The sequence below is a fragment of the Agrobacterium fabrum str. C58 genome, assembly GCF_000092025.1.
Classification (GTDB): Bacteria; Pseudomonadota; Alphaproteobacteria; order Rhizobiales; family Rhizobiaceae; genus Agrobacterium; species Agrobacterium fabrum.
The window spans coordinates 1123981-1147839 of record NC_003063.2 but is presented as its reverse complement, the minus strand read 5'-3'; the positions used below and the strand labels follow the sequence as shown (position 1 = coordinate 1147839).

Sequence of the window (23859 nt, the reverse complement as noted above, 5' to 3'; positions counted from 1 at the left end):
CCCGATGTGACCGATTGCGGCGCTCCTAAAAACGGGCGCCGCAACAGCCACCGATATTATCCTTTTTCAGATCACTGGCGTAATTGCTCATGAATGACATCATCGAGGCGGAAGAAGTCGTCGCCGCGCGCGGCGTGAAGGTCGTGTTCGGCGCGGTCAAGGCGCTGGATGGGGCCGATCTCGTTATCCGTGCCGGGGAATGCCTCGGGCTCGTCGGCCATAATGGCGCGGGCAAATCCACCATCGTCAACGTCATCAATGGCGGGCTGACGCCGCATGAAGGCTCCATTTCCTACGGCAGTGACCGGAACCGCCAAGGCATCGCGGCCGCGCGTGCCAGCGGCGTGCGCTGCGTGTTTCAGGAACTGTCGCTCTGCCCGAACCTGACGATCAGCGAAAATGTCCGCATCATGCATGCCGCTATCAGCGGGCGGAACTGGCGCGGGCGGGCACTCGTCATGATCCGCCAGACGCTCGATGAGATTTTTCCCGGCCATGGCATCGATTGTGAATTGACGATTGCCGAACTTTCCATCGCCGAACGGCAGATGGTGGAAATCGCCATCAATTTCTGCAGCACGCCTGACGCCCCGAGGCTGGTGATCCTCGATGAGCCCACCTCGTCGCTCGATGCTGGCCTTGCCGAACAATTGATGGATTATGTCCGCCGTTTTGTCCGCACGGGCGGTTCGGTGCTGCTGATCTCGCATATTCTTGGCGAAATTCTTTCGACCGCCACCCGCATCGTGGTCATGAAGGATGGCCGCGTGGTGGCCAACCGGCCAGCGGGCGAATTCACCACGCGCACGCTGGTGGAGGCCATGGGCAGCGTCGTCAAGCAACAGGACAGGCAGAAAAGCGAAAACCGCAAGGCGGGCGAAAAGGTGCTGTCCATGCCGGCGCGCCGGGGCGAAGGCCTTGCCTTCGAGGCCTTTCGCGGTGAGATCATCGGCCTTGCCGGTCTTGGCGGCCATGGCCAGACCGAAGCGCTTCTCGAGCTTTACCTTGCCCGCAACAGCAGCTGGCTGCCGGCGCGCAAGACCGATATCGCCTTTGTCGCGGGTGACCGCAGCCTGAACGGCACCTTCCCGCTGTGGAGCATCCTCAAGAACCTCTCCATCACCTCGCTCAGGGATATTTCATCCGCAGGCATGGTGGACAGGACGAAGGAAACCGAACGCGGCGATCAGTGGAAAAAGCGCATCGAAATCCGCACGCCTGATATGGGCAATAAGATCCTGTCCCTTTCCGGCGGCAACCAGCAGAAGGTGCTTTTCGCCCGCGCGCTCGCCACCACCGCCAGCACCGTTTTGATGGATGACCCGATGCGCGGCGTTGATATCGGCACCAAACAGGAGGTCTATGACATCTTGAGAACCGAAGCCTCCCATGGCCGCACCTTCATCTGGTATTCCACCGAAATGGATGAAATCCGTCTCTGCGACCGCGTTTATGTCTTCCGCGATGGCGCCATTCAGGCGGAACTCGTCGGCGATGAGATTACCGAGCAGAATGTGCTGGCTGCCTCCTTTGCCGGAGAGGACCACGCATGAAACTCTCGGCAAACGCCCTCCGCCTGATCATTCCCGCCGCCTCGCTCGCTTTCCTGCTCGCCGCCGTTTTCTATATGCAGCCGCGTGCCATGAGCTATACCGGCATGAACCTGCTGTTCAATCTGGCGGTGCCGATCGCACTCGCCACCATTGCGCAGATGCTGATCATGTCTGTCAACGATCTCGACCTGTCGATGGGCACCTTCGTCAGCTTCTGCGCCTGCGTCACCGCCACCTTTCTGCAGACCTCGCCGCTGACAGGCATTGCGATTTTCGCCGGGGCGATTGCGGTTTACGCGGTACTGGGCGCAGTGATCCACATCCGCAACCTGCCTTCCATCGTCGTCACCCTTGGCATGAGTTTCGTCTGGGGCGGCCTTGCCGTGCTGATCCTGCCCTCGCCCGGCGGTCAGGCACCCGCCTTCATCCGCACGCTGATGACGGCGAAACCGCCCTTCGTGCCGATCGCCATCGTCGCCAGCATCCTGATTGCTGTCGTCGCCCATTACATCGTCATGCGCTCCTCCTTCGGTGTGCTGATGCGCGGGGTTGGCGGCAATTTCCGCTCGGTCGAGCGCTCCGGCTGGTCGGTCGTCGGCATTCGCGCCGCAACCTTTGCGCTCGCCGGTTTCTTCGCGGTGCTTTCGGGCATCGCCCTTGTCGGGCTGACCACTGCGGCCGATGCCAATATCGCCCTGCGTTACACGCTGCTGTCGATTGCCGGCGTCATCCTCGGCGGTGGTGAATTCGTTGGCGGCAGGGTGTCGCCCATCGGTGCCGTCATCGGCGCACTGACGCTGACGCTCGCCGGCTCGTTCCTCTCCTTCATGCGCATTTCGCCGGACTGGCAGATCGGCGCTCAGGGGGCGATCCTCATCATCGTGCTGGCGCTGCGCATCCTGCTCAACCGTCTCGAAAAGCGGGAGAAAAATCAATGAACGGGCTTTCGTCTTTCACCAGAAAACCATGGATCTGGTCCTTTGCCGCAACGGCTGCGGTGTGGATCATCACCGTGCTCTTCACCGGCGGCGCAAGCTCCTTCGGGCTGTCGCATGCGGCGCTCACCTTTGCGGCCTTCTCAGTCATCGTCGGCATCGGCCAGATGTTCGTGATCACGCTCGGGCCGGGTAATATCGATCTCTGCGTTCCCGCAACGATGACTTTGTCGGGCACGCTCGCCCTGAAATTTATGGATGTGTCCGACAGCCTCATCCTGCCCGGACTGCTGATCGCCATCCTGATCGGCATTGCCATCGGCATCGGCAACTATGCGCTGATCAAGCTCCTGCGCATTCCCCCGATCATAGCGACGCTGTCGATGAGCTTCATCGTACAATCCATCGCCATCTGGTCGAACCGCGGCCTGCGCATCAAGCCGCCGGAAACATTGGCGACATTCGCGATATCAAGCTCATTCGGCATTCCGAATGTGGCGCTTGTTGCGCTGCTGCTGTCGGTCATCGCCTGGCTGCTGCTCGACCGCACATTTTACGGACGCTGGATTGCCGCCATCGGCCAGAGTACCTTCGCTGCCCGCATGACCGGCATTCCCGTGGATGGCACCCGTTTCGTCACCTATGTGCTCTGCGCCGTGCTGGCGGCGATTGCCGGTTATCTCCTCGCCAGCTTCTCGGGAGGTGCGGCGCTCAACATGGGATCGGAATATCTGCTGATGTCCATCGCCGTCGTGGTTATCGGCGGCACCGCGGTGTCAGGCGGGGATTCCAACGTTCCTGGTATCTGGGGCGCCTCGCTTTTCATGTTCCTGGTGGTATCGATGCTGAACACCTATGGTTTCGGCGCCGGCATCCGCCTCATCCTCACCGGCCTCATCATCATTTCAGTCATTCTTCTGGCAAGCGGCCGCAAGGCCACGCGCTGAACCCAAACGACAAGCTCTCAAGCGGATCACGCTCATGACCACAGACAAGACCTCCCCTTACGAAATCCACGATGACCGCTTCCGCCATCTGATCGTCGGCAATGCGGAACTGGAAGAGCTTTATTCCGGCTGCCGCTGGGCCGAAGGCCCGGTGTGGTTTGCCGATCTAAACTGCCTGCTGTTCAGCGATATTCCCAATGAACGCATGTTGCGCTGGGTGCCGGATGGCGGGATTTCGGTATTCCGTCAGCCCTCTAACTTCACCAACGGCAATACCCGCGACCGGCAGGGGCGGCTTGTCTCCTGCGAACATGGCGGCCGGCGCGTCACCCGCACCGAGGTTGACGGCTCGATCACCGTTCTTGCCGACAGCTATGGCGGCAAAAGATTGAACTCACCCAATGATGTCGTCGTCAAATCCGACGGCAGCGTCTGGTTCACCGACCCGACCTACGGCATTCTCTCCGATTACGAGGGCTACAAGGCCGAACCGGAGCAGAAGACGCGCAATGTCTACAGGCTCGACCCCGCAACCGGAAAGATCGACATCGCCATCGACGATTTCGTGCAGCCGAACGGCCTTGCATTCTCGCCCGATGAGACGAAGCTTTATGTCGCCGACAGCTCCTATAGCCACGATATATCCCGCCCGCGCCATATCCGCGTCTTCGACGTGGTGGACGGTGTGAGGCTCGCCAACGGCCGGGAATTCTGCAATCTCGACAATGGCCTGCCGGATGGCTTCCGCCTGGATACCGCCGGTAATCTCTGGACCAGCGCCGGCGATGGCGTTCATTGCTTTGCGCCTGACGGTAGGCTGATCGGCAAGATCAAGGTGCCGCAGACGGTGGCGAACCTCACCTTCGGCGGCCCGAAGAAGAACCGCCTGTTCATCACCGCAACGAAATCGCTCTATTCGGTTTATGTCGCCGCAACAGGCGCGCAGACGCCCTGAGACGCCGAAACCGAAGAATTCAGGCCGGGAGGGAACTGGCAAGACGGCTCAAGCGCGTTATAAATGCGCCATGAGTGACGATTCCAGCCCTTTCCTGACTGACGATATGGAATTCGACGGCGAAGCGCAGGCCGTTGAGCCCACCAGCCGTATGCTTTCCTGGGCGCGCAATTCCGCTCTCTACCGGCTGCAACAGCGCATGATGACGGAAAAGCAGCTGCGCGACGCCATCATGCGCAAGGCCCGGGAAAAATTCGAGGATATCGGCCCGGCGCAGGTGAAGGCACTTGGCGAATTTGCCGTGACTTTCGCTTATGGCATCAAGGCGCTTGACGATACGGCCTATGCGGAGATTACCGTCAGAAGCGGCCAGCGCAGCGGCAAGTCAAAACGTGGGCTGGCGCAGAAACTCCAGATCAAGGGCGTCGCCCGGGAAACGGCAACGGCCGCGTTGCAGGAGACCAATGATCTGGTTGCCGCCGTCATCTTCGCGCGCAAACGCGCTTTCGGGCCTTATCGCCGTGTCGAACCGGACGAAAAACGCAAGGCCAAGGAATTTTCCGCTTTCGCCCGCAACGGCTTCAGTTTCGAGATCGGCGCGAAGGTGATGGCGATGACGACGGAAGAGGCGGAAGACATCCTCTCCGACGCTCCCCTCTGACATTATTGCGGCAGAGGATGTGTTTTTAGATAGGCGATCAGATCAACAATATCGGTTTCGCTCCACAGCCCGAAAAAACGCATCGCGTTTCCGGGGATCGCCTTCTTCGGGCTGGCAATGAATTTCTGCAGCTCGTCTTCCGTCCAGACCCGTCCAGCCGCACCGGCATCCTTCAGCGCCTGCGAATAATGGCCGTAATCGGCCACTGCCGCCATCGGCCTGCCGACCACGCCCATCAGATGTGGTCCCATGCGGGTACGCGGCGCATCGACGCTATGGCAGGTGGAACAGCGGCTGAAAACCTTCTCGCCATGCGCCGCATCGCCCTCGGCAAAGGCGCTTGCCGCAAGCAGGAGGAAAAACGCGGTCGCAGCCGCAGTTTGTTTGGATACGGAAATCATGGCCCGGATAATACAACGCCCTCTCCGTCTGACAACGAAGAGGGCGTGTTTTGACATGCGACAGAATGCCCGGTGAACAACACCGGGCAATTCGCCAATCAATTCATGGCGGTCAGCGTCACGGACGTGCCGGTGGCAGCAAGGTTGAGGCCAACCTGACCGGTTACGCTGACGGTCTGCAGCTGGATGGAACCCGACGTGCCGCCAACGAGAACGTTGGTGCCGACGCCGAGACCAACGGTGACTTCGGCCGTTGCGCCCTGATAGAGGCCGCCCAGCGAACCGCGGTGGTAACCGGCGGTCGGGGCGAAAACGGCCCAGACCAGACGGCCCTGTGTGGTGAAACCGAGGTCAACGCCCATCTTGCGGATGGCGCCGGTGTAATGGTCGGTGCGACGTGCGCCCATGGTGGACTGGAAGGTGCAATCCAGTTCCTTGGCCGAGCCGATCACGTAACCGACGCCACCGCCGATATCGCAGGTGAGGTAACCGATCTTGACACCGTTGCGATCGTCCTGCTCCTGCGGAGCCGGCTCATATCTTGCAAGGTCGGCGGCGAGTGCGGAAACGGTTCCGCCAAAGCCCATCGTCAATGCGGCAAAAGTTACGGCAACAGCCTTTTTCATCTGATTTTCTCCTGTTTTATTCCTACCCGCAGCAGCCCTTCTTGCCCTCTCCGGATATTGAATTCCGCACTGTTAACGTTTGTTCCGAAAAATCGATCCAAAACAACTTAATTGGAGGCGATGAAAGCGAAACGGTTAACAATGTCTAATGGCGGTAGGCTGGCATTAAGACATTGTTAGGGCGGCAAATACGCGCGGAATCACCATCAACAACAAGCGTTTGCGGCCGTTGTTTTGCTGCAACATCTCAAAGCGGCAAGGCGACGGGAAAGCCGGTGGCGGTGTGTGTCATGACATCCATGCGCACGCCATAGATGCGCTCCAGCGTCTTCGGGTTCATGATCTCCCGCGGCGTTCCGCGGGCGATCAGTTGGCCGGAATGCAGCGCGACGATCTCGTCGCAAAAGCGAGCCGCCATATTGACATCGTGCAGCACCACGATGACGCCGAGACCCTTTTCGCGCGACAGTCTCTGCACCAGTGACAGCACCTCGAGTTGATGCGCCATGTCGAGCGCGGAGATGGGTTCGTCGAGAAGCAGGCTTTCGGCATTCTGGGCCACCAGCATGGCAAGCCACACGCGCTGACGCTCGCCGCCGGAAAGCGTGTCCACCAGCCGGTCGCGGAAGGCGACGGTATCGGTGAGTTCGATCGCCTCGTCCACCTTCTCCTGGTCCGCCTTGCTGAATTGCCCGAGCGCGCCATGCCAGGGATAACGGCCGAGTGCCACCAGTTCGCTCGCCAACATGCCGGAGGCGGCCGGCGTATATTGCGGCAGATAGGCGAGCTTGCGCGCGAATTCGCGGTTGCCCCAGACATTTAACGGCTTACCCTCGAACGAAACCCGGCCCGCCGTCGGCTCCTGCATGCGCGCCAGGATTTTGAGCAGCGTCGATTTTCCCGAACCATTATGGCCGATCAGGCCGATGGTCTTGCCGGTCGCAAAACGTGCCGTCAGCGGCTGCAGCAACGTCCGGCCCGGCACTTCCATGGTGACGCCATCAAGAGAAAAAAGCGACGTATCGTCGTAAGTGACCACAGGCGCTGCCTGACCCATGATTTTCATCTCCGTAAATCGACTGAAAAAATCATCATCGCCTGCCTGACAGCCAGATCAGGTAAGGCGCGCCGGCCAGAGCCGCAAAAAGCCCGAGCGGCAGCTCATAGGGAAAGGTGACCGTTCGCGCACCGAGATCGGAAAGCGCCATCAGCACCGCACCGAACAGGAAAGAGGCGAGCAGGTGGTCACGCGGCGTAGTGAAACCGGCCCGCAGCGCAATATGCGGCGCCATCAAGCCGACGAAACTCAAGGGGCCAACGAGCAGCGAAGCGGCGCCGGTGGCAATGCCCGCCACCGCAATGACGGCGATACGTGCGGCGCTGAGCGGCAGACCGAGGGAAAGCGGCACGTCCCGCCCGAGCGGCAGGATCGTCAACCAGCGGGTCACCGAGAGGGCAGCGACCAGTAGCACGACGGAAAGGATGGAGAGAAAGATCGCCGAAGCCGGTGTCGCCGTCGAACCCGAGCCGCTGAGCCAGGCGAGAATCTGCCATGCCCGCTGATCGCCGATGGCAAGCAGCGCCGAGAGCACCGCCGAGCAAAGCGAACTGACGGCAATACCCGCCAACAGGATTTTTTCCGGAGCCAGATGCCGGCGCACGGCGAAGAACAGCACCAGGATCATGACGGCCGCCGAGCCGATGCCGGCGCCGCAAAACAGTTCGAACAGACCCGCCGCCGGAAAAATCGTGATGGCGGCGGCAAAACCAAGGCCGGCACCACCGCTGACGCCGATCACTTCCGGGCTTGCCATCGGGTTGCCGGTCAGCCGCTGCAAAAGCGCACCCGCCATGGCGAGAAGACCGCCGGCGGCTATGGCGGCCACCAGCCGCGGCCAACGGAACGGCAGAAGAGTTTGCAGGTCACTGGCCTTGAGCATTGTCCAGCCATCAGGCCCCTTGCCGATGACGAGTGCGGCAAATACCAGCACCGCCATGATGACGAGCACCGGCAGCAGGGCCGAAGGGCCGCGTCTTGGGGCGAGATCGACGCCTTCGCCACGATGAACGTCGGTCGGCCGGATTTTCGGCAGCAGCCACAAAAGCAGCGGCCCGCCGATCAGTGCCGTCACGGCACCCGTCGGGAAAACTTCCGCCGTCGTACTCGCCAGAAGCTGCACGAGGCCATCGCAGAACCAGAGGAGCAGACCGCCCAGCAAGGGCGAAACCAGCAATACGGAGGATGACCGCCGCACACCGAGCGCCCGGGTAAGTGCCGGTGCGGCAAGACCGATGAAGCTGACAAGGCCGACCGCGGATGCAACAAAAGCAGCCAGCATGACCGCGACGGCGGCGACCGCCAGCCTGATCGAAAACAGCGACACGCCAAGCGAACGTGCGCCGGAATCGCCAAGGCCGAGAACCGTGAGCGGTCTTATCAGTAGGCCGGTCAGGGCAAGCCCCGCGAGAAGCTGGAAAGCGAGCATAACGGCATTCGACCAGTCCTGCTGGCTGAGCGAACCGCCATTCCAGACGACGAGGGACATCAGATATTCGCCCTGCGCCAGCGTCAGCGCCGCGGAAACGGAGGCTGCGGTGATGCCGACCAGCAGCCCTGACACCACCATGGTCACCGGCTCGAAGGAGCGTCGCCAGCCGAGAAGGAAGACGACGCCGGCCGCAGCAGCTGCGCCAGCGAGCGCCACCAATGCGCGGTTGCCATCCAGCACCGAAGGAAAAAACAGGGTGGCGATGACGATGGCGAGCTGCGCGCCCGCCGAGATGCCGAGCGTCGACGGGTCGGCAATCGGATTGCGCAGCAATTGCTGGAAAAGCGCACCTGACAGGCCGAGCATCGCCCCCGCAAGAATGGCGACCGCCACACGCGGCAGCAGGCTGAAGGCGAAGATGATCTGGTCCATCGACATGGATGCGGCATCGAATGGCAGGCCCGGCCATGCGCCGAGGGGCAACCGTTGCAGGCCGGCATGCAGGGAAAGGCCGCAGGCAAAAAGGAACAGAAGCCCGAAGAAAAACTGGAGAGGCCGTGCCGTCACAGGGCTTCTCCCTGTGCCGTCAAGGCCTCGGTCAGAAGCCGCGCAAACCGCATGCCGGCGGTGATACCGCCATAAGGGCCGACATTGCCGAGCGTCACCACCCGGCCTTGCCGCACCGCCGGAAGCGCGCGCCAGATGGCGCTGTTGCGTAGGCCTTCCCGGGCTTCCACCGGAATATCGGAAACGATGACGATACGTGCCTCGGGCGAGGCGGCGAGATTTTCGAGCGGCACCGGCGCCGCGAAGGTGAATTGCGACCGGTCCACCCAGGCATTGGCAAGCCCCAGCCTGCTAAGGATATCGCCGAACATACTGTCCGCACCAAAGGCACGAAAATGCCGGGCATCGCCGATATTGATGACATACGTCGGGCGTGCGGAAAAACCGGCAAGGCGGGTCCGCATGGCTTGCATGGCAGCGTCCGTTTCGATGAGAACCTTACGCGCCTCGTCAGTGCGCCCGAGCTTTTCACCAAGTGCGGTGACCGCCGCCAGCGCCTTCTCGAACGGTGGCTCGCCCTTCACGTAAAAGGGCAGCGAAAACACCGGAGCGATCGCTTCCAGCCTGCCGGTGTAGCGCGTGTAAAAAGGCGAAATCAGGATGAGATCGGGCCGGGTGAGTTGCAGAAGCTCGAAATTCGGCGCGCCGCGCAGACCGAGATCGGCGACACTTTCCGGGATATCAGGCTCCACTGCACCGGCGCGGAACTGGATGAGTTCGGTCGCCGCCACCGGCATGACGCCGAGTGCCACTGATGTTTCGAGCATCGCCCAGTCAATGGCGGCTATGCGCGGGGTCTGTTTTGCCCGTGCCGTACCGGCAAAGGCCGAAGCAGCAAGCATGCCCAAAAACTCCCGCCGCCCCCAGAGGGGGGACATCCATCGATCCTTGCGCGTCATGCCCCTGCTGCTTCACTCTGATATGGCTTTACCAACGATAGGTCAGCTTGCCCATAACCGTTCTTCCGTCACCGTAATAGCATCCGAAAGTGGAGCAACTAGAAATATATTCTTTATCAGTCAAGTTTTGCACCTGAAGAGAGGCGCGGTAGCCGTTTTTCTCGTAATGCACACCGAGATCGAGCAAAGCGAGGCCCTTCATTTCGAAGGTATTGGCGGCGTCGCCGTAACGCTTTCCGACATAACGGACACCACCTCCGATGCCGAAACCCTCAAGCGCGGTATCTTCGGCAAAGGTGTAATCCAGCCAGAGGCTTGCGGCGTGCCGGGGCGTGCTATCAAGCTCCTTGCCATCATTCACACGGCCGGAAACCTCGCTGTCCATATAAGTGTAGGCCGCGCGCAGGTCGAGCCCGTCGGTGAGGCTTGCTACCCCTTCCAGTTCGAGGCCTTTCACGCGCGCCTCGTCCATCTGCTGTGTTACGCCGCCCACCGTCGTGGTGACATTCTTCTGCTTCAGATCGTAGATCGCGGCGGAGAAGAAACCGTCGAAACCCTCAGGCTGGTATTTGATGCCCGCCTCCCACTGTTCCCCGGTGGTGGGCTTCGGTGCATCGCCGACAGCCGGCTGCGGCACCGGCTCGAAGGAGGTGGCGTAGCTGACATAGGGCGCGAAGCCGCCATCGAAGAGATAGCTGACGCCGACACGGCCCGTCAGCTTGTGGTCATCCTTGTCGAGCGTGCGGTAGGTCGTGCCGTTGAAGGTGGTGCCGCTGGTGCTTGCCCAATCCTGCCGCAGGCCGGCGGTGATGCGCCAGTTCTCGATCGCCATCTCGTCCTGTGCATAAAAACCGATCTGGGAAATATCCGTCTTCACATCGGCATAAAGTGTGCGCGAGGTCAGGCTGATCGGCCCGCCATAGACAGGGTTGACGGGGTTGAGCGGCGTCGCCGCCCAGAACTCTGTTTTAACGTTATTGTCGAAATAACGGTAATCCAGCCCGACAAGCAGGGTGTGGTCGATTGGCCCCGTGGAAAAATCCGCCTGCAGGCTGTTGTCGATGTTGAAGGTGTTCAGTAACTCGTCCTGGAACGTCGCGTTGCGACGGATGAGATTGCCGATCATGCCGCCGCTGGTCGAAGACATGCCGAGCGCCCGGTAGGACCAGTCGAAATTGGAATAACGTGCATTCTGCCGGAAGGTGAAGGTCTCGTCGAAACGGTGCTCGAATTCATAACCGATATTGGTGAATTTGCGGTTTGACGTGTCGAAGGAGGGATCGCCGACATAAAAGCTGCGATCCAGCATGTTGCCCGGCCGCGAATAAGTCAACGCCGGCGGCAGGCCGGAGGGCGAACTGGGATTATCGTGCTGATAGGAGGCAAGAACCGTCAGCTTCGTGTCCTCATCCGGCTGCCATGTCAGCGCTGGGGCGATGAAATAGCGGTCGTTCTGCAGATTGTCTGTCTGGGTGTGAGCCTTGCGGGCAAGGCCGGTCAGACGATAGGCGAAACTGTCGGTGCCCGCCACCGGTCCGCCGATATCGAACATCGACTGGTAATAATCGAAGCTGCCAATCTGTGCGCCCACTTCGCCGAAACGCTCGAAGGTCGGTCGCTTGCTGACGAGATTGATGAGACCGCCGGGATTGCCCTGACCATAAAGCACCGAAGCCGGCCCGCGAATGACTTCCACCCGTTCCAGACCGTAGACCTCGTAAGGAGGCGCACCGGCCGTGCGCATCAGCCGCAGGCCGTTGAGAAATTGCAGCTGGTTCCCCTGAAAGCCGCGGATGCGGGGCGCATCGAAACGCGGATCTGCGCCCGAAGGCTGCGCGACGACGCCGGGCACATAGTTCAGCGCCTCGCTAAGATTACGGACAGTCTGCGCATCCATCTGGTCTTTGGTGATGACGGAGACCGATTGCGGCGTCTCGACCAGCGAGCGACCTGTTTTGGTGGCGCTGGCGCTGGTTTTCGCGACATAACCTTTCACCGGTGCCTTGGGATCCTGGTTTTTGGCGCCCTCGACGGTGATAGTTTGCAATAACGTCGTTCCGGCTTCCTGAGCAAGCGCAGCAGCGGGGGCGAGGAAAGCCACATAGGCAATGGCGGCACAACCACCAGCCAGAATGGAAATGTGTTTGGATTTTCCCTGCACGCCAATACCCTTCGTCACCCGCACCGCCTTGAAGCGGTTTTTTCTGGAGAATTTAAGTCATCTTATTACGCAAGGTGCAAATCGTGATCCAATAAGTGACACCTGTTTTTTTCATAACTATTGATTATGAAAAATCACGTCGATAATAGCTTGGAATTATTCAAATCTAGTGCGGAAGGCCGCGAAGATGGGCAGGAAACCGGCAGGTCGTGCGGATACATTCGAGCTACGGCACCTGCGCTATTTCACCACGCTGGTGGACGAGCGCAATTTCGAGCGTGCCGCAGCTCGCCTTGGCATTGCCCAACCCGGCTTGAGCCAGCAGATCATGGCGCTCGAAGATATCGTCGGTATGCCTCTGCTCGACCGGACGCGCCGGTCGGTGAAGCTAACGACATCGGGCCAGCTGCTCTATGAAGACGCCCGTAAAATCCTTGCCAATGCCGAGGCGGCACTTGCCTCACTCAGACGTGTTGGCCGTGGCGAGACTGGGCGTATCTCCATCGGTTATGTCGCCTCTGCGGCCTATTCCGGCCTGCTGATCCAGTCCATCGCCAGTTTCCGCGCCTCCCATCCGGATGTGGAGCTGCAGCTCATCGAGATGGAAATGCGGCTGCAACTCGCAAAGATAGCTGATGGCAATCTGGATTTCGCCTTCATCCGCCCGCCCGCGCCGATCCCGGAAGGCGTTGCGACCCATGTGGTTCTGCGCGAACCCTTGATGGCCGCCCTGCCGGAAAACCATCCCTTGGCCTATGCGCTGCAACTCGATCTCAAGAACCTTGCCGCGGAAACCTTCATCACGCCGCGACAACCGCCGGATGTCGGCTTTCACTACAATACGATAGAGGCCTGCAACGAGGCCGGTTTTCAGCCGGTGATCAGCCCGGAAGGCCGGGACTACACCACCATTACCAGCATGGTGGCGATCGGCCTCGGCGTCGCGCTGGTGCCACGCTCTCTCGACTGTCTGCGATTGCCCGGCGTGCGCTACGTGCCGCTTGCGGCAAGCGCCACCACCTCGGACCTCGCCATAGCGCACCGGAAAACGGAAGCCTCGCCCGCCGTCAGGGCCTTCATTCTCCACGCGCGCAGCTAACGCGGTCCTTGTCAGGAATATCCAAGCCCGCCCGCCTATCCTGTGGACGAAAAATCCGCCCATCTTTTTTTGCAACGTAGCGATGACAACAGGCCGATACGGCGCAACCGCATGAGATTGCGGGAAAAATGCCGCACTCATCGGCAAGCCGGAAACGAGACTGAAATTCGGCCGGACTGTTTCTCGTCACCGCTTGTCCCCGCTGCCCCGACGCGGCGCATAATAACGGCAGATTTCGACGTACGGGAGACAAAAATGGCTGAGACTTACGAACACCACGCGGCGGGCCTCGAATCCCCGGCACTCCACGCTTTCGATGTCCTTCCCGACGATGTGATCCCGCTGCCTTCCCCCACGCGTGCCGTCGGCAATGCCGGCCATCTTTGCCTCACCCTGCTTTCAGGGCCGACGGTGACCTTCCAGAACCTGCAGGAGGGCCACGCGCGTATTGTCGACGCGCACCACCGCCACGGGAATCGCCGGACTCAACTGAGCGCCGTCTGTCGCCAACCGCCGCCTAGCGGAAACACAACCTTATCGGGAAATTCGATGTTATATGACACTTTCGTGACAGGCGTTCAGGTTGATGTCAGCAAAGACGCGCATCGGCCACTAATCGGGCCGTGCGGCAGTTTGGACCGGGGCGCTTGCGCCCTCTGGTCGCTGCCATCGGCCAATCGGAAATCTGGTGGATCTGATAGTGGCTCTTTTGACCTCGAAAGCGACGGGAACAACAACATTTCGTCCGGAAATCGGCAGCGTGGCGCTCAGCCTGCTGACGGCGGCTTATCTGCTGCTGTTTACGAACCGCACCTTCTGGTCGAAGGTCCATACCTATCTCTCCGCCTATCCGGTTGCCATCGCAGCCCTTTATTTTGCCATGGCCGCCTTTTTCGGCGCTCTCATCATCATTTTTTCCGCCAAATATCTCATCAAGCCGTTCTTGATCCTTCTGGTCTTTGCGGCGGCGGCGGCCTCCTGGTTCATGGATCGCTACGGCATCGTCATAGACAGCGACATGATCCGCAACGCCATGGAAACGACCCAGGCGGAAGCAGGCAATCTGATTACGCCTGGTTTTCTCTGGCATATGGCGATTTACGGGCTGGTGCCGTCCATCCTCATCGTTGCGGTGCGCATCCGGCATCGGCCGATCCTCGACAAGCTGCTGTGGAACACCATCAGCATCCTGGTCTGCCTCGCCATTGCGGGCATCATCAGCTTTGCGAATTCCAAGACCCTCACGACCGCCATTCGCCAGCACAAGGATATCGTCAAGAGCGTCAACCCGTTGTCGCCGATGATCTCCACCATCCATTATTTCACGCAGGCGGGCCAGGAAGCGGAGATACAGGTGAGCCCGGTCGGCACGGATGCAAAGCTGATGCCCGCGCTCGGCGGCGTTCGCAAACCGCGCATCACTGTCATCGTTGCGGGCGAGACCGCGCGCGCCGCGAATTTTTCCCTCAACGGTTATGGGCGCGACACCAATCCGGAACTCGCCAAACGCGACGTGATCTATTTTCCCAACACCACCAGCTGCGGCACGGCGACGGCGATTTCCATTCCCTGCATGTTCTCGAAATTCACGCGCTCGCAATATAGCCACAGCAAGGCGCTCGCCAATGAAAACCTCATGGATGTCCTCGTCCATGCCGGCGTCGGCGCCACATGGCTGGACAACAATACCGGCAGCAAGAACGTCGCGGACCGCATCCCCTATTTCGACCTGCCCTCCACCAATGACAGCCGCTTCTGCACCGGCGGCGAATGCCGCGATGATATCTTCTTCGACAAGCTCGATGCCTGGCTGGACAACGTCAAGAAGGACAGCGTGATCGTGCTGCACCAGATGGGCAGCCACGGACCGACCTATTATCTGCGCTACACCGATGAATTCCGTAAATTCACCCCCGATTGCCGCACGGCCGAACTTGGCAATTGCAGCGACGCGGAGATCGTCAATTCCTACGATAATACGCTTCTTTACACCGACCATTTCCTCTCGACCGTGATCGACAAGCTCAAGGCACGCTCCGACAAGCTGGCGACGGGCATGATCTATGCCTCCGACCACGGTGAATCGCTGGGTGAGAACGGCGTTTACCTGCATGGCGCGCCCTATCTACTCGCGCCGGACCAGCAGACGCATGTGCCGTTTCTCGTCTGGTTCGACGACGATTTCGCAACGTCCATGGGGCTGGACAAAGCCTGCCTGGCAAAGAGCGCTGCGGAGGGCGGGCGCTCGCACGACAATTATTTCCACAGCATCCTCGGCATGATGAGCGTCTCGACTTCGGTCTACGATCCCTCGCTTGATGTCTTCAGTGGCTGCACCAGACGGCAGACCAGCTGAGCAGACAATGCTTGACGCTTATCCGGACAAAGAGATACGCAAGACGACGCGTTAGAGGGAGCTGTCTTGCGGGTTCTGCTTGTTGAAGACGATTATGTGCTTGGAGAGGCGTTGCGAGACCATGTCGCGGCGGCTGGCCATGCTGTTGACTGGTTCAAGACGCTGGGCGATGCCATGGCGGCGACGCTGACCATGGGTTATGGCCTGATCCTGCTCGACATGCGGCTGCCTGACGGCGAGGGCATCACCCTTCTGCAATCCCTGCGCAAGCGCGACGACGCGACACCGGTAATCATCCTGACGGCGCATGACCAGGTCTCCGACCGGATTGCCGGGCTGAATGCCGGGGCCGACGACTATGTGGTCAAGCCCTTCGATCTCAACGAGCTTTCGGCGCGTATGCTGGCGGTTTCGCGCCGTTACGAGGGCCGCTCTGCACCCGTCATCCGCCTGCCCGGCATCGAGATCAACCAGGTGGCGCGCAACATTACCGTCGATGGAACGGCACAGACACTGAGCGCCCGCGAATGGGCGGTGCTGGAAAAGCTGGTCGAACATCCCGGCGCGGTCGTTTCGAAAGCGCAATTGCACGACACGCTCTATGAATTCGGCGCGGAAATAGAGAGCAACACGGTCGAGGTCTATATCAGCCGGCTGCGCAAGAAAATCGGCCATGACCGCGTCGAAACTGTGCGCGGCGTCGGCTACACCATCAAGTAGACGAACCGCAGGCAGGCGAAGATGGCCAGACCGACCAGCATGACCCGCAAACTCGTGACGGCGCTGACGAGCGTTGTCGCCATATCCTGGCTTCTCGCCTGCGGGCTGGGCGTCATGGCGATGCAGGACGAATTTGCGGAGATTTTCGATGCCGGCCTTGAGGAAACTTCGGAAAGGCTGCTACCGCTTCTTCTGGACGACCTGCGTGAAAACAATACCGCGCCGGCCGCACAAAAACTCAACCAGTCGGCGGAAGGGGCGGAATATCTGACCTATCAGGTTCGCGACCGTGAGGGCCAGGTCGTGCTGCACTCGCATGATAGTTCGACGGAGCCTTTCGAAGTCGGGCTTGATCCCGGTTTTTCCGAGACGTCGTCGCAGCGCATCTTCACGGTCGCTTCGCCCGACGGCAATTATTTCCTGCAGGTGGCCGATGCCTTCGCCAATCGTCGCGAGGCGATCATAGAGGCGGGCAGCGCCTTGATGTTGCCCGTTCTCATTCTCATTCCGGCCAGCATCATCGCCGTCATCGTCGTCGTGCGCAGAGCCCTCCAACCCGTGCAGACATTGCGTGACGAAATCGGGAAAAAAGACGGCGGCAATCTTGCGCCGCTTGCGACACAGCCGTTCCCCGCCGAACTGCACCCCATCGCCCGTTCGGTCAACCTGCTGCTCGGACGGCTGCGATCGACGATCGAGGCCGAACGGGAGTTTACCGCCAACAGCGCCCATGAATTGCGCACGCCGATTGCCGGCGCACTAGCGCAGGCGCAGAGGCTGCGCGTGGATATTCCGCCGGAGCTGGCGCCACGCGTCGAGAATATTGAAAAATCCCTGCAGCATCTCGCTCATCTCGCCGAAAAACTGCTTCAGATGTCGCGGGCGGAAGCGAAGATCGGGGTCACCGACAAAACAAGCGATCTCATCCCCGTGCTTGAACTCGTCGTTGACGACATGAGCAGAACTGCGATCGGCACGTCCCGCATCCGCTTTACCAATCGCTGTGAAGGCGGCCTGCCCTGCCAGATCGGCGCGGATGCCTTCGGCATCATCATCCGCAATCTTCTTGAAAACGCGCTGATCCACAGCCCCGCGGAAAGCCCGGTGCAGGCCATCGCTGAAACGGACGGCACGATCCGCATCGTCAATTCCGGGCCGGCTGTCGACCCGGCATTGTTGCCCAAGCTGACCACACGTTTCACCCGAGGGCCGACCACGGCTGATGGAACCGGGCTTGGCCTCGCCATCGTCAAAAGCCTGGTGGAACAGGCAGGCGGGGAGCTGGTGCTTTCCTCTCCGGTTTCCGGCCTGCAGGATGGCTTCGAGGCCCGCGTGATCCTTCCGGTCCAAACGGCCTGAAAACAAAAGCCCCGCCGGGAGACGGGGCTTTCCTGGAGCCGATATGGCTGAGGCTCAATCCTCGTGGATATGGCTATGATCGCGCGTATCGCGCATCTTCACATAGACCACCAGCGACAGCGCGATCATGATCGTCACATACCAGAAGAACCAGTTTTCATGGCCGATCTGCTTGAACTTCAGGGCCACGAATTCCGCCGTTCCGCCAAAGATCGTGTTCGCCAGCGCATAGGGCAGAGCCACGCCGAGCGCGCGGATATGGGCGGGGAACATTTCCGCTTTCACCACCGCATTGATGGAGGTGTAACCCGTGACGATCAAAAGCCCGACCAGCACCAGAACGAACGCCATGATCGGATCCGTCGTCGTCGCCAGCGTGCTGAAGATGAGATAGGTGAATAGCGTTCCGAGAATGCCGAAGCCCACCATCAGCGGTTTGCGGCCCACCCTGTCCGACAGCGCGCCGGCAAGCGGCTGGCACAGCATGAAGACGAACAGCGCAGCCGTGGTGATTTCCGTGGCACTTTCCTTGCTGAAGCCCGAGGTGTTGACGAGGAATTTCTGCAGATAGGTCGTATAGGCGTAAAAGGCGAGCGTGCCGCCTGAGGTCAGCGCCATGACCATCAGCGCTTCTCGCGGATAATGTTTGAACAGTGCCCAGCCGCTGGATTTCGGCTTGTCAGCCTCGCCGGCCTTGGCGTTTTCGAAGGATTGCGTTTCGGCAAGGCCGCGACGGATATAAAATACCGCAATTGCCAGCATGCCGCCGATGAAGAAGGGAATGCGCCAGCCCCAGGAGCCGAGCTGTTCCGGCGTCAGAACCCGCTGCAGCACCAGAAGCACTGCCAACGCCAGAAGCTGGCCGGAAATCAGCGTCACATACTGGAAACTGGAGAAGAAGCCACGGCGGCTCTTGCCGGCCATTTCGCTGAGATAGGTGGCGCTGGCACCATATTCACCGCCGACGCTGATGCCCTGCAGGAGGCGCGCGAAAACCAGGATCGCAGGTGCTGCAATGCCGATCGTTTCATGGCCGGGCGTGACTGCGATCAGAAGCGAACCGAGACACATCAGGGTAACCGAGAGTGTGAGGCCCGCCTTGCGGCCCTTGCGGTCGGCATAGGTGCCCATGAACCAGGCCCCGATGGGCCGCATCAGAAATCCGACGGCGAAGACGGCGGCCGCACTCAGCAATTCGGCGGTCTGGTTGCCGGAGGGAAAGAAGACCGGAGCAAAATAAAGGGTGAAGGCCGAATAGACATACCAGTCGTACCATTCGACGAGGTTGCCCGCCGAGCCGCCGATAATCGATTTCAAACGGGTTTTCTGATCCGGCGCCGTGGCGGGACCATTTGCCATAATATTCACAGGTAAACTCCAATTCATCTTCGTCTGGAGATGGAAGGGCGAACGGAAGGTGTGATGATTTGTCGCTCTTGGACGGGGATATATACCCGCCATGCTGCGATGCGCAAGTTTATGCGGCATTGCAGCAAGAGGGCAGGAAAAGCGATGTTGGCGCCTGTCTTTCTGATCCCCGGTCCTCCACACGGGATCCGCACAACAAGACGAAGACCATGATAGCGGGAAAAATAAAGCCACGCCATTCCGATCCGTCTTGTAAGCCGCCCACGCTCAAACTAAAAAATATCAATGATTTACGACATATCTGACGTCCAGATCGAAAAGCTCCTCATCGCCGCCGCCCGTGCGGGCGAAGCGCTTGCGCGGCTGGATGAGCGGATCAGCCGCTCGCCGATGAAGCAGGGCTTCATCGAAAGACAGGATTTCACCGATGCCATTTCCTCGATGTGGGTGGATGGTGAACTCGTTCATATGGAAGATCTGGTCTTGCATGATGCCCATATGGATGTGCGGGCACCCAGCCATGAAATGACGGCGGCACACCGGATTCTGCGATCGAGACGGCTGATCTTTTCCAATGCGGCCGGCTGGGCCTTCACCGCGCCCGGCCTCGCGAGGTTAAGGGGCAAGATCGCACCTGCCGGTGCGGAGACCGTCGCACCACCACGGGAAACCTTGGATCGATCACCTGAGGAGGATAACGACGCCGTGAAAGACACAGCGCTGGATGGCGCCTTTTCCGAGCTGGATGCGCTGTTGGCGCGAAGCTCCGCGACCCTTGACGCAATCACCACCGGCAACGCGCTTCCGACGATACGCAGGGAGGAAAGCCATGACATCATCAACGAACCGGATTGGGACGAGGATGAACGGCTGAAAGAATGGTGGGATGTGCATGCGCGCACGCAGGAATTGCCGGCAATCCTCCGCACCGCCGTCCTGCTCGATGCCTGGAACATCATTGAGGTGCTGCAGCGCAGCCCCTGGCTCGGGCGGCTTCTGGCCGCCGCCTTCCTGCGTGAAGGCACAGTCACGCCAGATCATCTGCCGGCACTGAGCATCGGTCTTCGCGCCGTGCCGCGCGAACGCCGGCACGCAAGAAACCAGACACAGCGCCTTTCTGCCCTGCTCGACTGTTTTTACGAGGCGGCACAGGCCAGCCTGAAGGAACATGACCGGCTGAGCCACGCAAGGGAGCGCATGATGCGTAAACTGACTGGCCGGCGCTCCTCCTCGCGGCTGCCCGAACTGGTGGAGCTTGTCGTCTCGCGGCCGGTCGTGTCGGCGGCGATGATCGTCAAGGAACTCGGTACCACACCGCAGGGGGCAATCGGCCTCGCCAAGCAGCTGGAGTTGCGGGAAGTCACAGGTCGCGGTCGTTTTCGCGCCTGGGGCATGCTTTAACCGTCACCGCACTCTGCAAAGGCCCGGAAAACGGCAGTATCTTAGGCCTTTTTTCTTGAAAACCGCCGCAGCAATGCCGCGATCACGAATCTTAACAAAATTTAACTATTGCGTAGGTGGGCGAAGCGTCTATGTTCCCCGCTGCGTTGCAGCACGATTTCTTCTCCGGCAACGCGGTCGCATTCGGCCCGGCAACTTTTCTGTGCCGCCCGCATTTAAGTGTCCACCATGAGGGAGATGCAATAATGACAATTTCAATTACACAACCTGATTCCGATCACGAAACCGATGCTCCTTTTGCAAAAAAAGTCCTGATGGCGCGCACGCTTGCCGGCTATACGGTAGAACAGCTTGCCGTCACCTGCGGCCTGACCACCAGCGAAATCCGTGCGCTGGAAGACGGCACGGACAGCGATCCGCTGCGCATCCGCCGCGTTGCCGCAGCCCTGCATATTCCTGTCGAAACCGTTATCTGATCGTCCACCGCGAACGGTCACTGAAACTTTGAAGCGCCGCCGGGGACGATGTTCACGGGAACATCGGGGCGGCGCGCTTGGCCTTGGGCCACAAATCTCTTCCGGAACATTTTCCGCAGCGCTCTCTTAACATTTTCGTTATCCGGCACCACATGGGGTTCACGAGCGACCATGGTCGGCATGACTGCGCCCGTTCGAGAGCGGCAACAACCTCCGGAATCCTGCCATGACACTAAGCTTTGACACCGAAGAACGGGTTTCTTCCGCAGTGAATGAATTGTGGCCTGTGGAGAGGACCGAAATCCTGGACTGGCTCGTCACTGGCACCAAGGACGAACGCTTTATCGACGAGATATTCGTGGAGCTTTGCGACAGGCTGCGGGCGAGCGGAGTTTCCGTCGCAAGGGGCGTGCTTGCTTTCCGCATTCGCCATCCGCAATGGCTCGGCGCGCGCATTCTGTGGAAAGCCGGCCTGCCCGCCGCCGAAATCGCCACCTACGGCTATGGATCGGAAAATACGCCCGAATATCTCAATAGCCCGATCAGCGACATTCACCAGGGCGCCACCGAAGTCCGCCACCGGCTGACCGGCGAGGAAATCGACGAGCCGGGCTATTCCATCTATGAAGAGTTGCGGGCCGAAGGGCTGACGGATTATTGCGCCTGGCCGATCGAACACACCTTCGGCAAGCGCCATGTCGCCACCTTTTCCAGCGACAGGCCGGGCGGCTTTACGGAAGCGGAAGTCCTCGCCCTGAAAAACCTTTTGCCCGCCCTGGCGCTGGTGAGTGAGATTCGCCTGAAAAACCGCATGACGCGCACCCTTCTCGAGACCTATGTGGGTCCGCATGCGGGTGAAAAAATCCTCAATGGCGCAACGACGCGCGGCAGCGGCATCACGGTGGGCGCGGCGATCCTGATCTGCGACCTGCGCAATTTCACCCATATTTCCGACCTCTGGCCGCGCGACGATGTCATCGAGCTTCTGAATGGCTATTTCGACGCCATGTGCGATCCCATCGAGGAAGCCGGTGGTGAAATCCTGAAATTCATGGGCGATGGGTTGCTGGCGATTTTCCCGCTCAGCGATCCCAAGGCCTGCGAAAACCTGCTGAAGGCCATCGCCAGCGCGCAGAAGGGTCTCGTTGCGCTCAATGAAATCAACTGCCGGAAGGGCCATGATCCCCTGGGTTACGGTATCGGCGTGCATGTCGGTGATGTCATGTATGGCAATATCGGCTCGAAAACCCGCCTCGATTTCACCGTCATCGGCCCCGCCGTGAATATCGCCTCACGGCTGGAAACGCTGACCAAGGAGACCGGACGCAACGTGCTTTTCTCCGAAGAATTCGTCCGCATGGCCGGGAACCGCGACGCGCTCGAAAATCTCGGCCCCTGGCTTCTGCGCGGCCTCGAAACCCCCGTTGAAGTCTATGCGCTTCCGCCAGAGACAGACACGATCGCCCTCTGAACCGGTCGCCAGACCCCTTCGTCACGCAATCCCCCGCAGGGCCTGTTGGCAAGGCGGGGGATTTCGCGTTCTCGACCTGCTCCCCCCTCGCCCCCTGTCAAAACGCTTGACACATCTGCGATGTCGATCTAGCAAAATAGAACATATATTCCATATCGAAACATTGCTTGCATTCATATTCTGTCTCTCCAGGAGTGAGGGACGGGTGTGAGAAACCGGAGGAAAGATGGTTACGAAATTGGCACTGCTCGGCGCTGGACGGATCGGCAAGGTCCACGCAAAGGCGATCACCACCGACAGCCGTGCGAAGCTGGTGGCCGTTGTCGACGCCATGGCCGGTGCTGCGGAAGCCATCGCCCGCGAGGCGCAGTGCAAGGTGAGCACGATCGACGAGGTGTTGGCCGACAAGACGATCGATGCCGTCATCATCTGCACGCCGACCAATACCCATGCCGACCTGATCGAGCGTTTCGCCCGCGCCGGCAAGGCGATTTTCTGCGAAAAGCCCGTCGATCTCGATGTCGCCCGCGCGGAAGCCTGCGCCAAGGTGGTGGAAGAGACCGGCGCGAAGGTGATGCTCGGTTTCAATCGCCGTTTCGATCCGCATTTCCAGGCCGTTCACAAGGCAATCGAAGACGGCCGCATCGGCAAGGTGGAGATGGTCACCATCACCAGCCGCGATCCCGGCCCGCCGCCGGCCGAATATATCAAGGTTTCCGGCGGTATTTTCCGCGACATGACCATTCATGATTTCGACATGGCCCGTTTCCTGCTCGGCGAGGAAGTGGAAAGCGTGTTCGCAACCGGTTCGGTTCTCGTCAATCCGGAGATCGGCGCGCTTGGCGATTTCGACAGCGCCAGCATCATCCTGACGACAAAAAGTGGCAGGCAGGCCATCATCTCCAATTCGCGCCGCGCGACCTATGGTTACGATCAGCGCATCGAGGTGCATGGTTCGGAAGGCTCGGCAGCGGCCGAAAACCAGCGTCCGGTTTCCATCGAGATCGCCAATGCGGACGGTTATACCCGCCCGCCGCTGCATGATTTCTTCATGACGCGTTACACGACGGCCTATGCGGCGGAAATCGCTGCCTTCATCGACAGCATCGAAAACAATGTCTCACCTTCACCTTCCATCAAGGACGGCCTGATCGCGCTGAAACTTGCCGATGCGGCGCTAAAATCCGCAACCTCGAAGACGGTAGTGACGATCGGCTGAGAGGCTGTAAGCATGGTACCGAATCGGCGGCGAAGGCTGCCGTTCTCTCATCCTCGGCCCTGTGCCGAGGATCTGATCACATTGAATAAAATCAATTACTTGCAGATCCTCGGGACAAGCCCGAGGATGACGTAGGCGTGATTGCCACGATTTTTCATTGCCATTATTGGCCCCAAGAATTCCGTAGCACAGCCCG

Annotated in this window: 20 protein-coding genes and 1 pseudogene; 14 read left to right on the top strand and 7 right to left on the bottom strand. The window is 60.1% G+C overall.

Annotated elements, in window-relative coordinates; all coding sequences use genetic code 11:
• Window positions 1-89 precede the first annotated feature (89 nt).
• From ATU_RS18835 to recX, 5 genes are all read left to right on the top strand, one after another.
• Complete coding sequence (locus ATU_RS18835; RefSeq protein WP_010973512.1) at window positions 90-1553, top strand: ATP-binding cassette domain-containing protein; 1464 nt, start codon at window positions 90-92, stop codon at window positions 1551-1553.
• Window positions 1550-2491: an ABC transporter permease gene (locus ATU_RS18830; protein ID WP_006313733.1), complete on the top strand. Its 942-nt coding sequence runs from the start codon at window positions 1550-1552 to the stop codon at window positions 2489-2491. Before ATU_RS18835 ends, ATU_RS18830 begins: the two co-directional genes overlap by 4 nt.
• Window positions 2488-3435 (top strand): ABC transporter permease, encoded by a 948-nt coding sequence (locus tag ATU_RS18825; protein WP_006313732.1) that lies wholly within the window; start codon window positions 2488-2490, stop codon window positions 3433-3435. Before ATU_RS18830 ends, ATU_RS18825 begins: the two co-directional genes overlap by 4 nt.
• Before the next feature lie 34 nt (window positions 3436-3469).
• On the top strand, window positions 3470-4390 hold the full coding sequence (locus tag ATU_RS18820; RefSeq protein ID WP_010973511.1) for an SMP-30/gluconolactonase/LRE family protein: 921 nt from the start codon (window positions 3470-3472) through the stop codon (window positions 4388-4390).
• 70 nt (window positions 4391-4460) lie between these two features.
• Entirely contained in the window at window positions 4461-5051 is a 591-nt protein-coding gene (recX, locus tag ATU_RS18815) for a recombination regulator RecX (RefSeq protein ID WP_035255714.1), read from the top strand.
• Between the two features lie 2 nt (window positions 5052-5053).
• On the opposite strand, the gene ATU_RS18810 is transcribed toward recX, so the two are convergent.
• The 6 genes from ATU_RS18810 to ATU_RS18785 form a co-directional block, all read right to left on the bottom strand.
• A complete protein-coding gene (locus ATU_RS18810; protein WP_006313729.1) occupies window positions 5054-5452 on the bottom strand; it encodes a c-type cytochrome in 399 nt (132 codons plus the stop codon).
• Between the two features lie 98 nt (window positions 5453-5550).
• Entirely contained in the window at window positions 5551-6078 is a 528-nt protein-coding gene (locus ATU_RS18805; protein ID WP_010973508.1) for a DUF992 domain-containing protein, read from the bottom strand.
• A 247-nt stretch (window positions 6079-6325) separates the two neighbouring features.
• On the bottom strand, window positions 6326-7069 hold the full coding sequence (locus ATU_RS18800) for an ATP-binding cassette domain-containing protein (protein ID WP_425354032.1): 744 nt from the start codon (window positions 7067-7069) through the stop codon (window positions 6326-6328).
• A 100-nt stretch (window positions 7070-7169) separates the two neighbouring features.
• Window positions 7170-9134, bottom strand: coding sequence for a Fe(3+)-hydroxamate ABC transporter permease FhuB (fhuB, locus tag ATU_RS18795; RefSeq protein ID WP_006313727.1), 1965 nt, complete (start codon window positions 9132-9134; stop codon window positions 7170-7172).
• Complete coding sequence (locus ATU_RS18790) at window positions 9131-10033, bottom strand: iron-siderophore ABC transporter substrate-binding protein (RefSeq protein WP_035215754.1); 903 nt, start codon at window positions 10031-10033, stop codon at window positions 9131-9133. The genes fhuB and ATU_RS18790 overlap by 4 nt, the downstream gene beginning before the upstream one ends.
• Before the next feature lie 28 nt (window positions 10034-10061).
• Complete coding sequence (locus tag ATU_RS18785) at window positions 10062-12194, bottom strand: TonB-dependent siderophore receptor (RefSeq protein WP_010973505.1); 2133 nt, start codon at window positions 12192-12194, stop codon at window positions 10062-10064.
• A gap of 187 nt (window positions 12195-12381) precedes the next feature.
• Between ATU_RS18785 and ATU_RS18780 the strand changes: the two genes are divergently transcribed.
• The 5 genes and pseudogenes from ATU_RS18780 to ATU_RS18760 all read left to right on the top strand — a co-directional run bounded on the left by ATU_RS18780 (window position 12382) and on the right by ATU_RS18760 (window position 17728).
• Window positions 12382-13293 (top strand): LysR family transcriptional regulator, encoded by a 912-nt coding sequence (locus tag ATU_RS18780; protein ID WP_006313724.1) that lies wholly within the window; start codon window positions 12382-12384, stop codon window positions 13291-13293.
• A gap of 111 nt (window positions 13294-13404) precedes the next feature.
• Window positions 13405-13677: pseudogene (locus tag ATU_RS27000) on the top strand (spike base protein, RCAP_Rcc01079 family); the annotation flags it as partial.
• A 304-nt stretch (window positions 13678-13981) separates the two neighbouring features.
• On the top strand, window positions 13982-15649 hold the full coding sequence (locus ATU_RS18770; RefSeq protein ID WP_035255709.1) for a phosphoethanolamine transferase: 1668 nt from the start codon (window positions 13982-13984) through the stop codon (window positions 15647-15649).
• A gap of 66 nt (window positions 15650-15715) precedes the next feature.
• Window positions 15716-16369, top strand: coding sequence for a response regulator transcription factor (locus ATU_RS18765; RefSeq protein ID WP_006313721.1), 654 nt, complete (start codon window positions 15716-15718; stop codon window positions 16367-16369).
• A gap of 21 nt (window positions 16370-16390) precedes the next feature.
• A complete protein-coding gene (locus tag ATU_RS18760) occupies window positions 16391-17728 on the top strand; it encodes a sensor histidine kinase (protein ID WP_010973503.1) in 1338 nt (445 codons plus the stop codon).
• Window positions 17729-17782: 54 nt separating this feature from the next.
• On the opposite strand, the gene ATU_RS18755 is transcribed toward ATU_RS18760, so the two are convergent.
• Complete coding sequence (locus ATU_RS18755) at window positions 17783-19087, bottom strand: MFS transporter (RefSeq protein WP_035255704.1); 1305 nt, start codon at window positions 19085-19087, stop codon at window positions 17783-17785.
• 294 nt (window positions 19088-19381) lie between these two features.
• Here ATU_RS18755 and ATU_RS18750 point away from each other — a divergent pair, with 294 nt between their 5' ends.
• The 4 genes from ATU_RS18750 (at window position 19382) to iolG (ending at window position 23663) form a co-directional block, all read left to right on the top strand.
• Window positions 19382-20497, top strand: a complete 1116-nt coding sequence (locus ATU_RS18750; RefSeq protein WP_010973501.1) for an RHE_PE00001 family protein — start codon at window positions 19382-19384, stop codon at window positions 20495-20497.
• A 245-nt stretch (window positions 20498-20742) separates the two neighbouring features.
• Window positions 20743-20973 carry a helix-turn-helix domain-containing protein gene (locus ATU_RS18745; protein WP_010973500.1) on the top strand — a complete coding sequence of 77 codons (231 nt, stop codon included), beginning with the start codon at window positions 20743-20745 and terminating at the stop codon, window positions 20971-20973.
• Window positions 20974-21199: 226 nt separating this feature from the next.
• Complete coding sequence (locus ATU_RS18740) at window positions 21200-22444, top strand: adenylate/guanylate cyclase domain-containing protein (RefSeq protein ID WP_010973499.1); 1245 nt, start codon at window positions 21200-21202, stop codon at window positions 22442-22444.
• Window positions 22445-22670: 226 nt separating this feature from the next.
• Entirely contained in the window at window positions 22671-23663 is a 993-nt protein-coding gene (gene iolG, locus ATU_RS18730; RefSeq protein ID WP_010973498.1) for an inositol 2-dehydrogenase, read from the top strand.
• Window positions 23664-23859 lie beyond the last annotated feature (196 nt).

What these genes read in the sequence shown, in the direction of transcription:
- ATU_RS18835 (WP_010973512.1), top strand. Translation starts at nt 90, where the DNA reads ATGAATGACATCATCGAGGCGGAAGAAGTCGTCGCCGCGCGCGGCGTG.
- ATU_RS18830 (WP_006313733.1), top strand. Translation starts at nt 1,550, where the DNA reads ATGAAACTCTCGGCAAACGCCCTCCGCCTGATCATTCCCGCCGCCTCG.
- ATU_RS18825 (WP_006313732.1), top strand. Translation starts at nt 2,488, where the DNA reads ATGAACGGGCTTTCGTCTTTCACCAGAAAACCATGGATCTGGTCCTTT.
- ATU_RS18820 (WP_010973511.1), top strand. Translation starts at nt 3,470, where the DNA reads ATGACCACAGACAAGACCTCCCCTTACGAAATCCACGATGACCGCTTC.
- recX (WP_035255714.1), top strand. Translation starts at nt 4,461, where the DNA reads ATGAGTGACGATTCCAGCCCTTTCCTGACTGACGATATGGAATTCGAC.
- ATU_RS18810 (WP_006313729.1), bottom strand. Translation starts at nt 5,452, where the DNA reads ATGATTTCCGTATCCAAACAAACTGCGGCTGCGACCGCGTTTTTCCTC.
- ATU_RS18805 (WP_010973508.1), bottom strand. Translation starts at nt 6,078, where the DNA reads ATGAAAAAGGCTGTTGCCGTAACTTTTGCCGCATTGACGATGGGCTTT.
- ATU_RS18800 (WP_425354032.1), bottom strand. Translation starts at nt 7,069, where the DNA reads ATGGAAGTGCCGGGCCGGACGTTGCTGCAGCCGCTGACGGCACGTTTT.
- ATU_RS18790 (WP_035215754.1), bottom strand. Translation starts at nt 10,033, where the DNA reads ATGACGCGCAAGGATCGATGGATGTCCCCCCTCTGGGGGCGGCGGGAG.
- ATU_RS18780 (WP_006313724.1), top strand. Translation starts at nt 12,382, where the DNA reads ATGGGCAGGAAACCGGCAGGTCGTGCGGATACATTCGAGCTACGGCAC.
- ATU_RS18760 (WP_010973503.1), top strand. Translation starts at nt 16,391, where the DNA reads ATGGCCAGACCGACCAGCATGACCCGCAAACTCGTGACGGCGCTGACG.
- ATU_RS18755 (WP_035255704.1), bottom strand. Translation starts at nt 19,087, where the DNA reads ATGGCAAATGGTCCCGCCACGGCGCCGGATCAGAAAACCCGTTTGAAA.
- ATU_RS18750 (WP_010973501.1), top strand. Translation starts at nt 19,382, where the DNA reads ATGATTTACGACATATCTGACGTCCAGATCGAAAAGCTCCTCATCGCC.
- ATU_RS18745 (WP_010973500.1), top strand. Translation starts at nt 20,743, where the DNA reads ATGACAATTTCAATTACACAACCTGATTCCGATCACGAAACCGATGCT.
- ATU_RS18740 (WP_010973499.1), top strand. Translation starts at nt 21,200, where the DNA reads ATGACACTAAGCTTTGACACCGAAGAACGGGTTTCTTCCGCAGTGAAT.
- iolG (WP_010973498.1), top strand. Translation starts at nt 22,671, where the DNA reads ATGGTTACGAAATTGGCACTGCTCGGCGCTGGACGGATCGGCAAGGTC.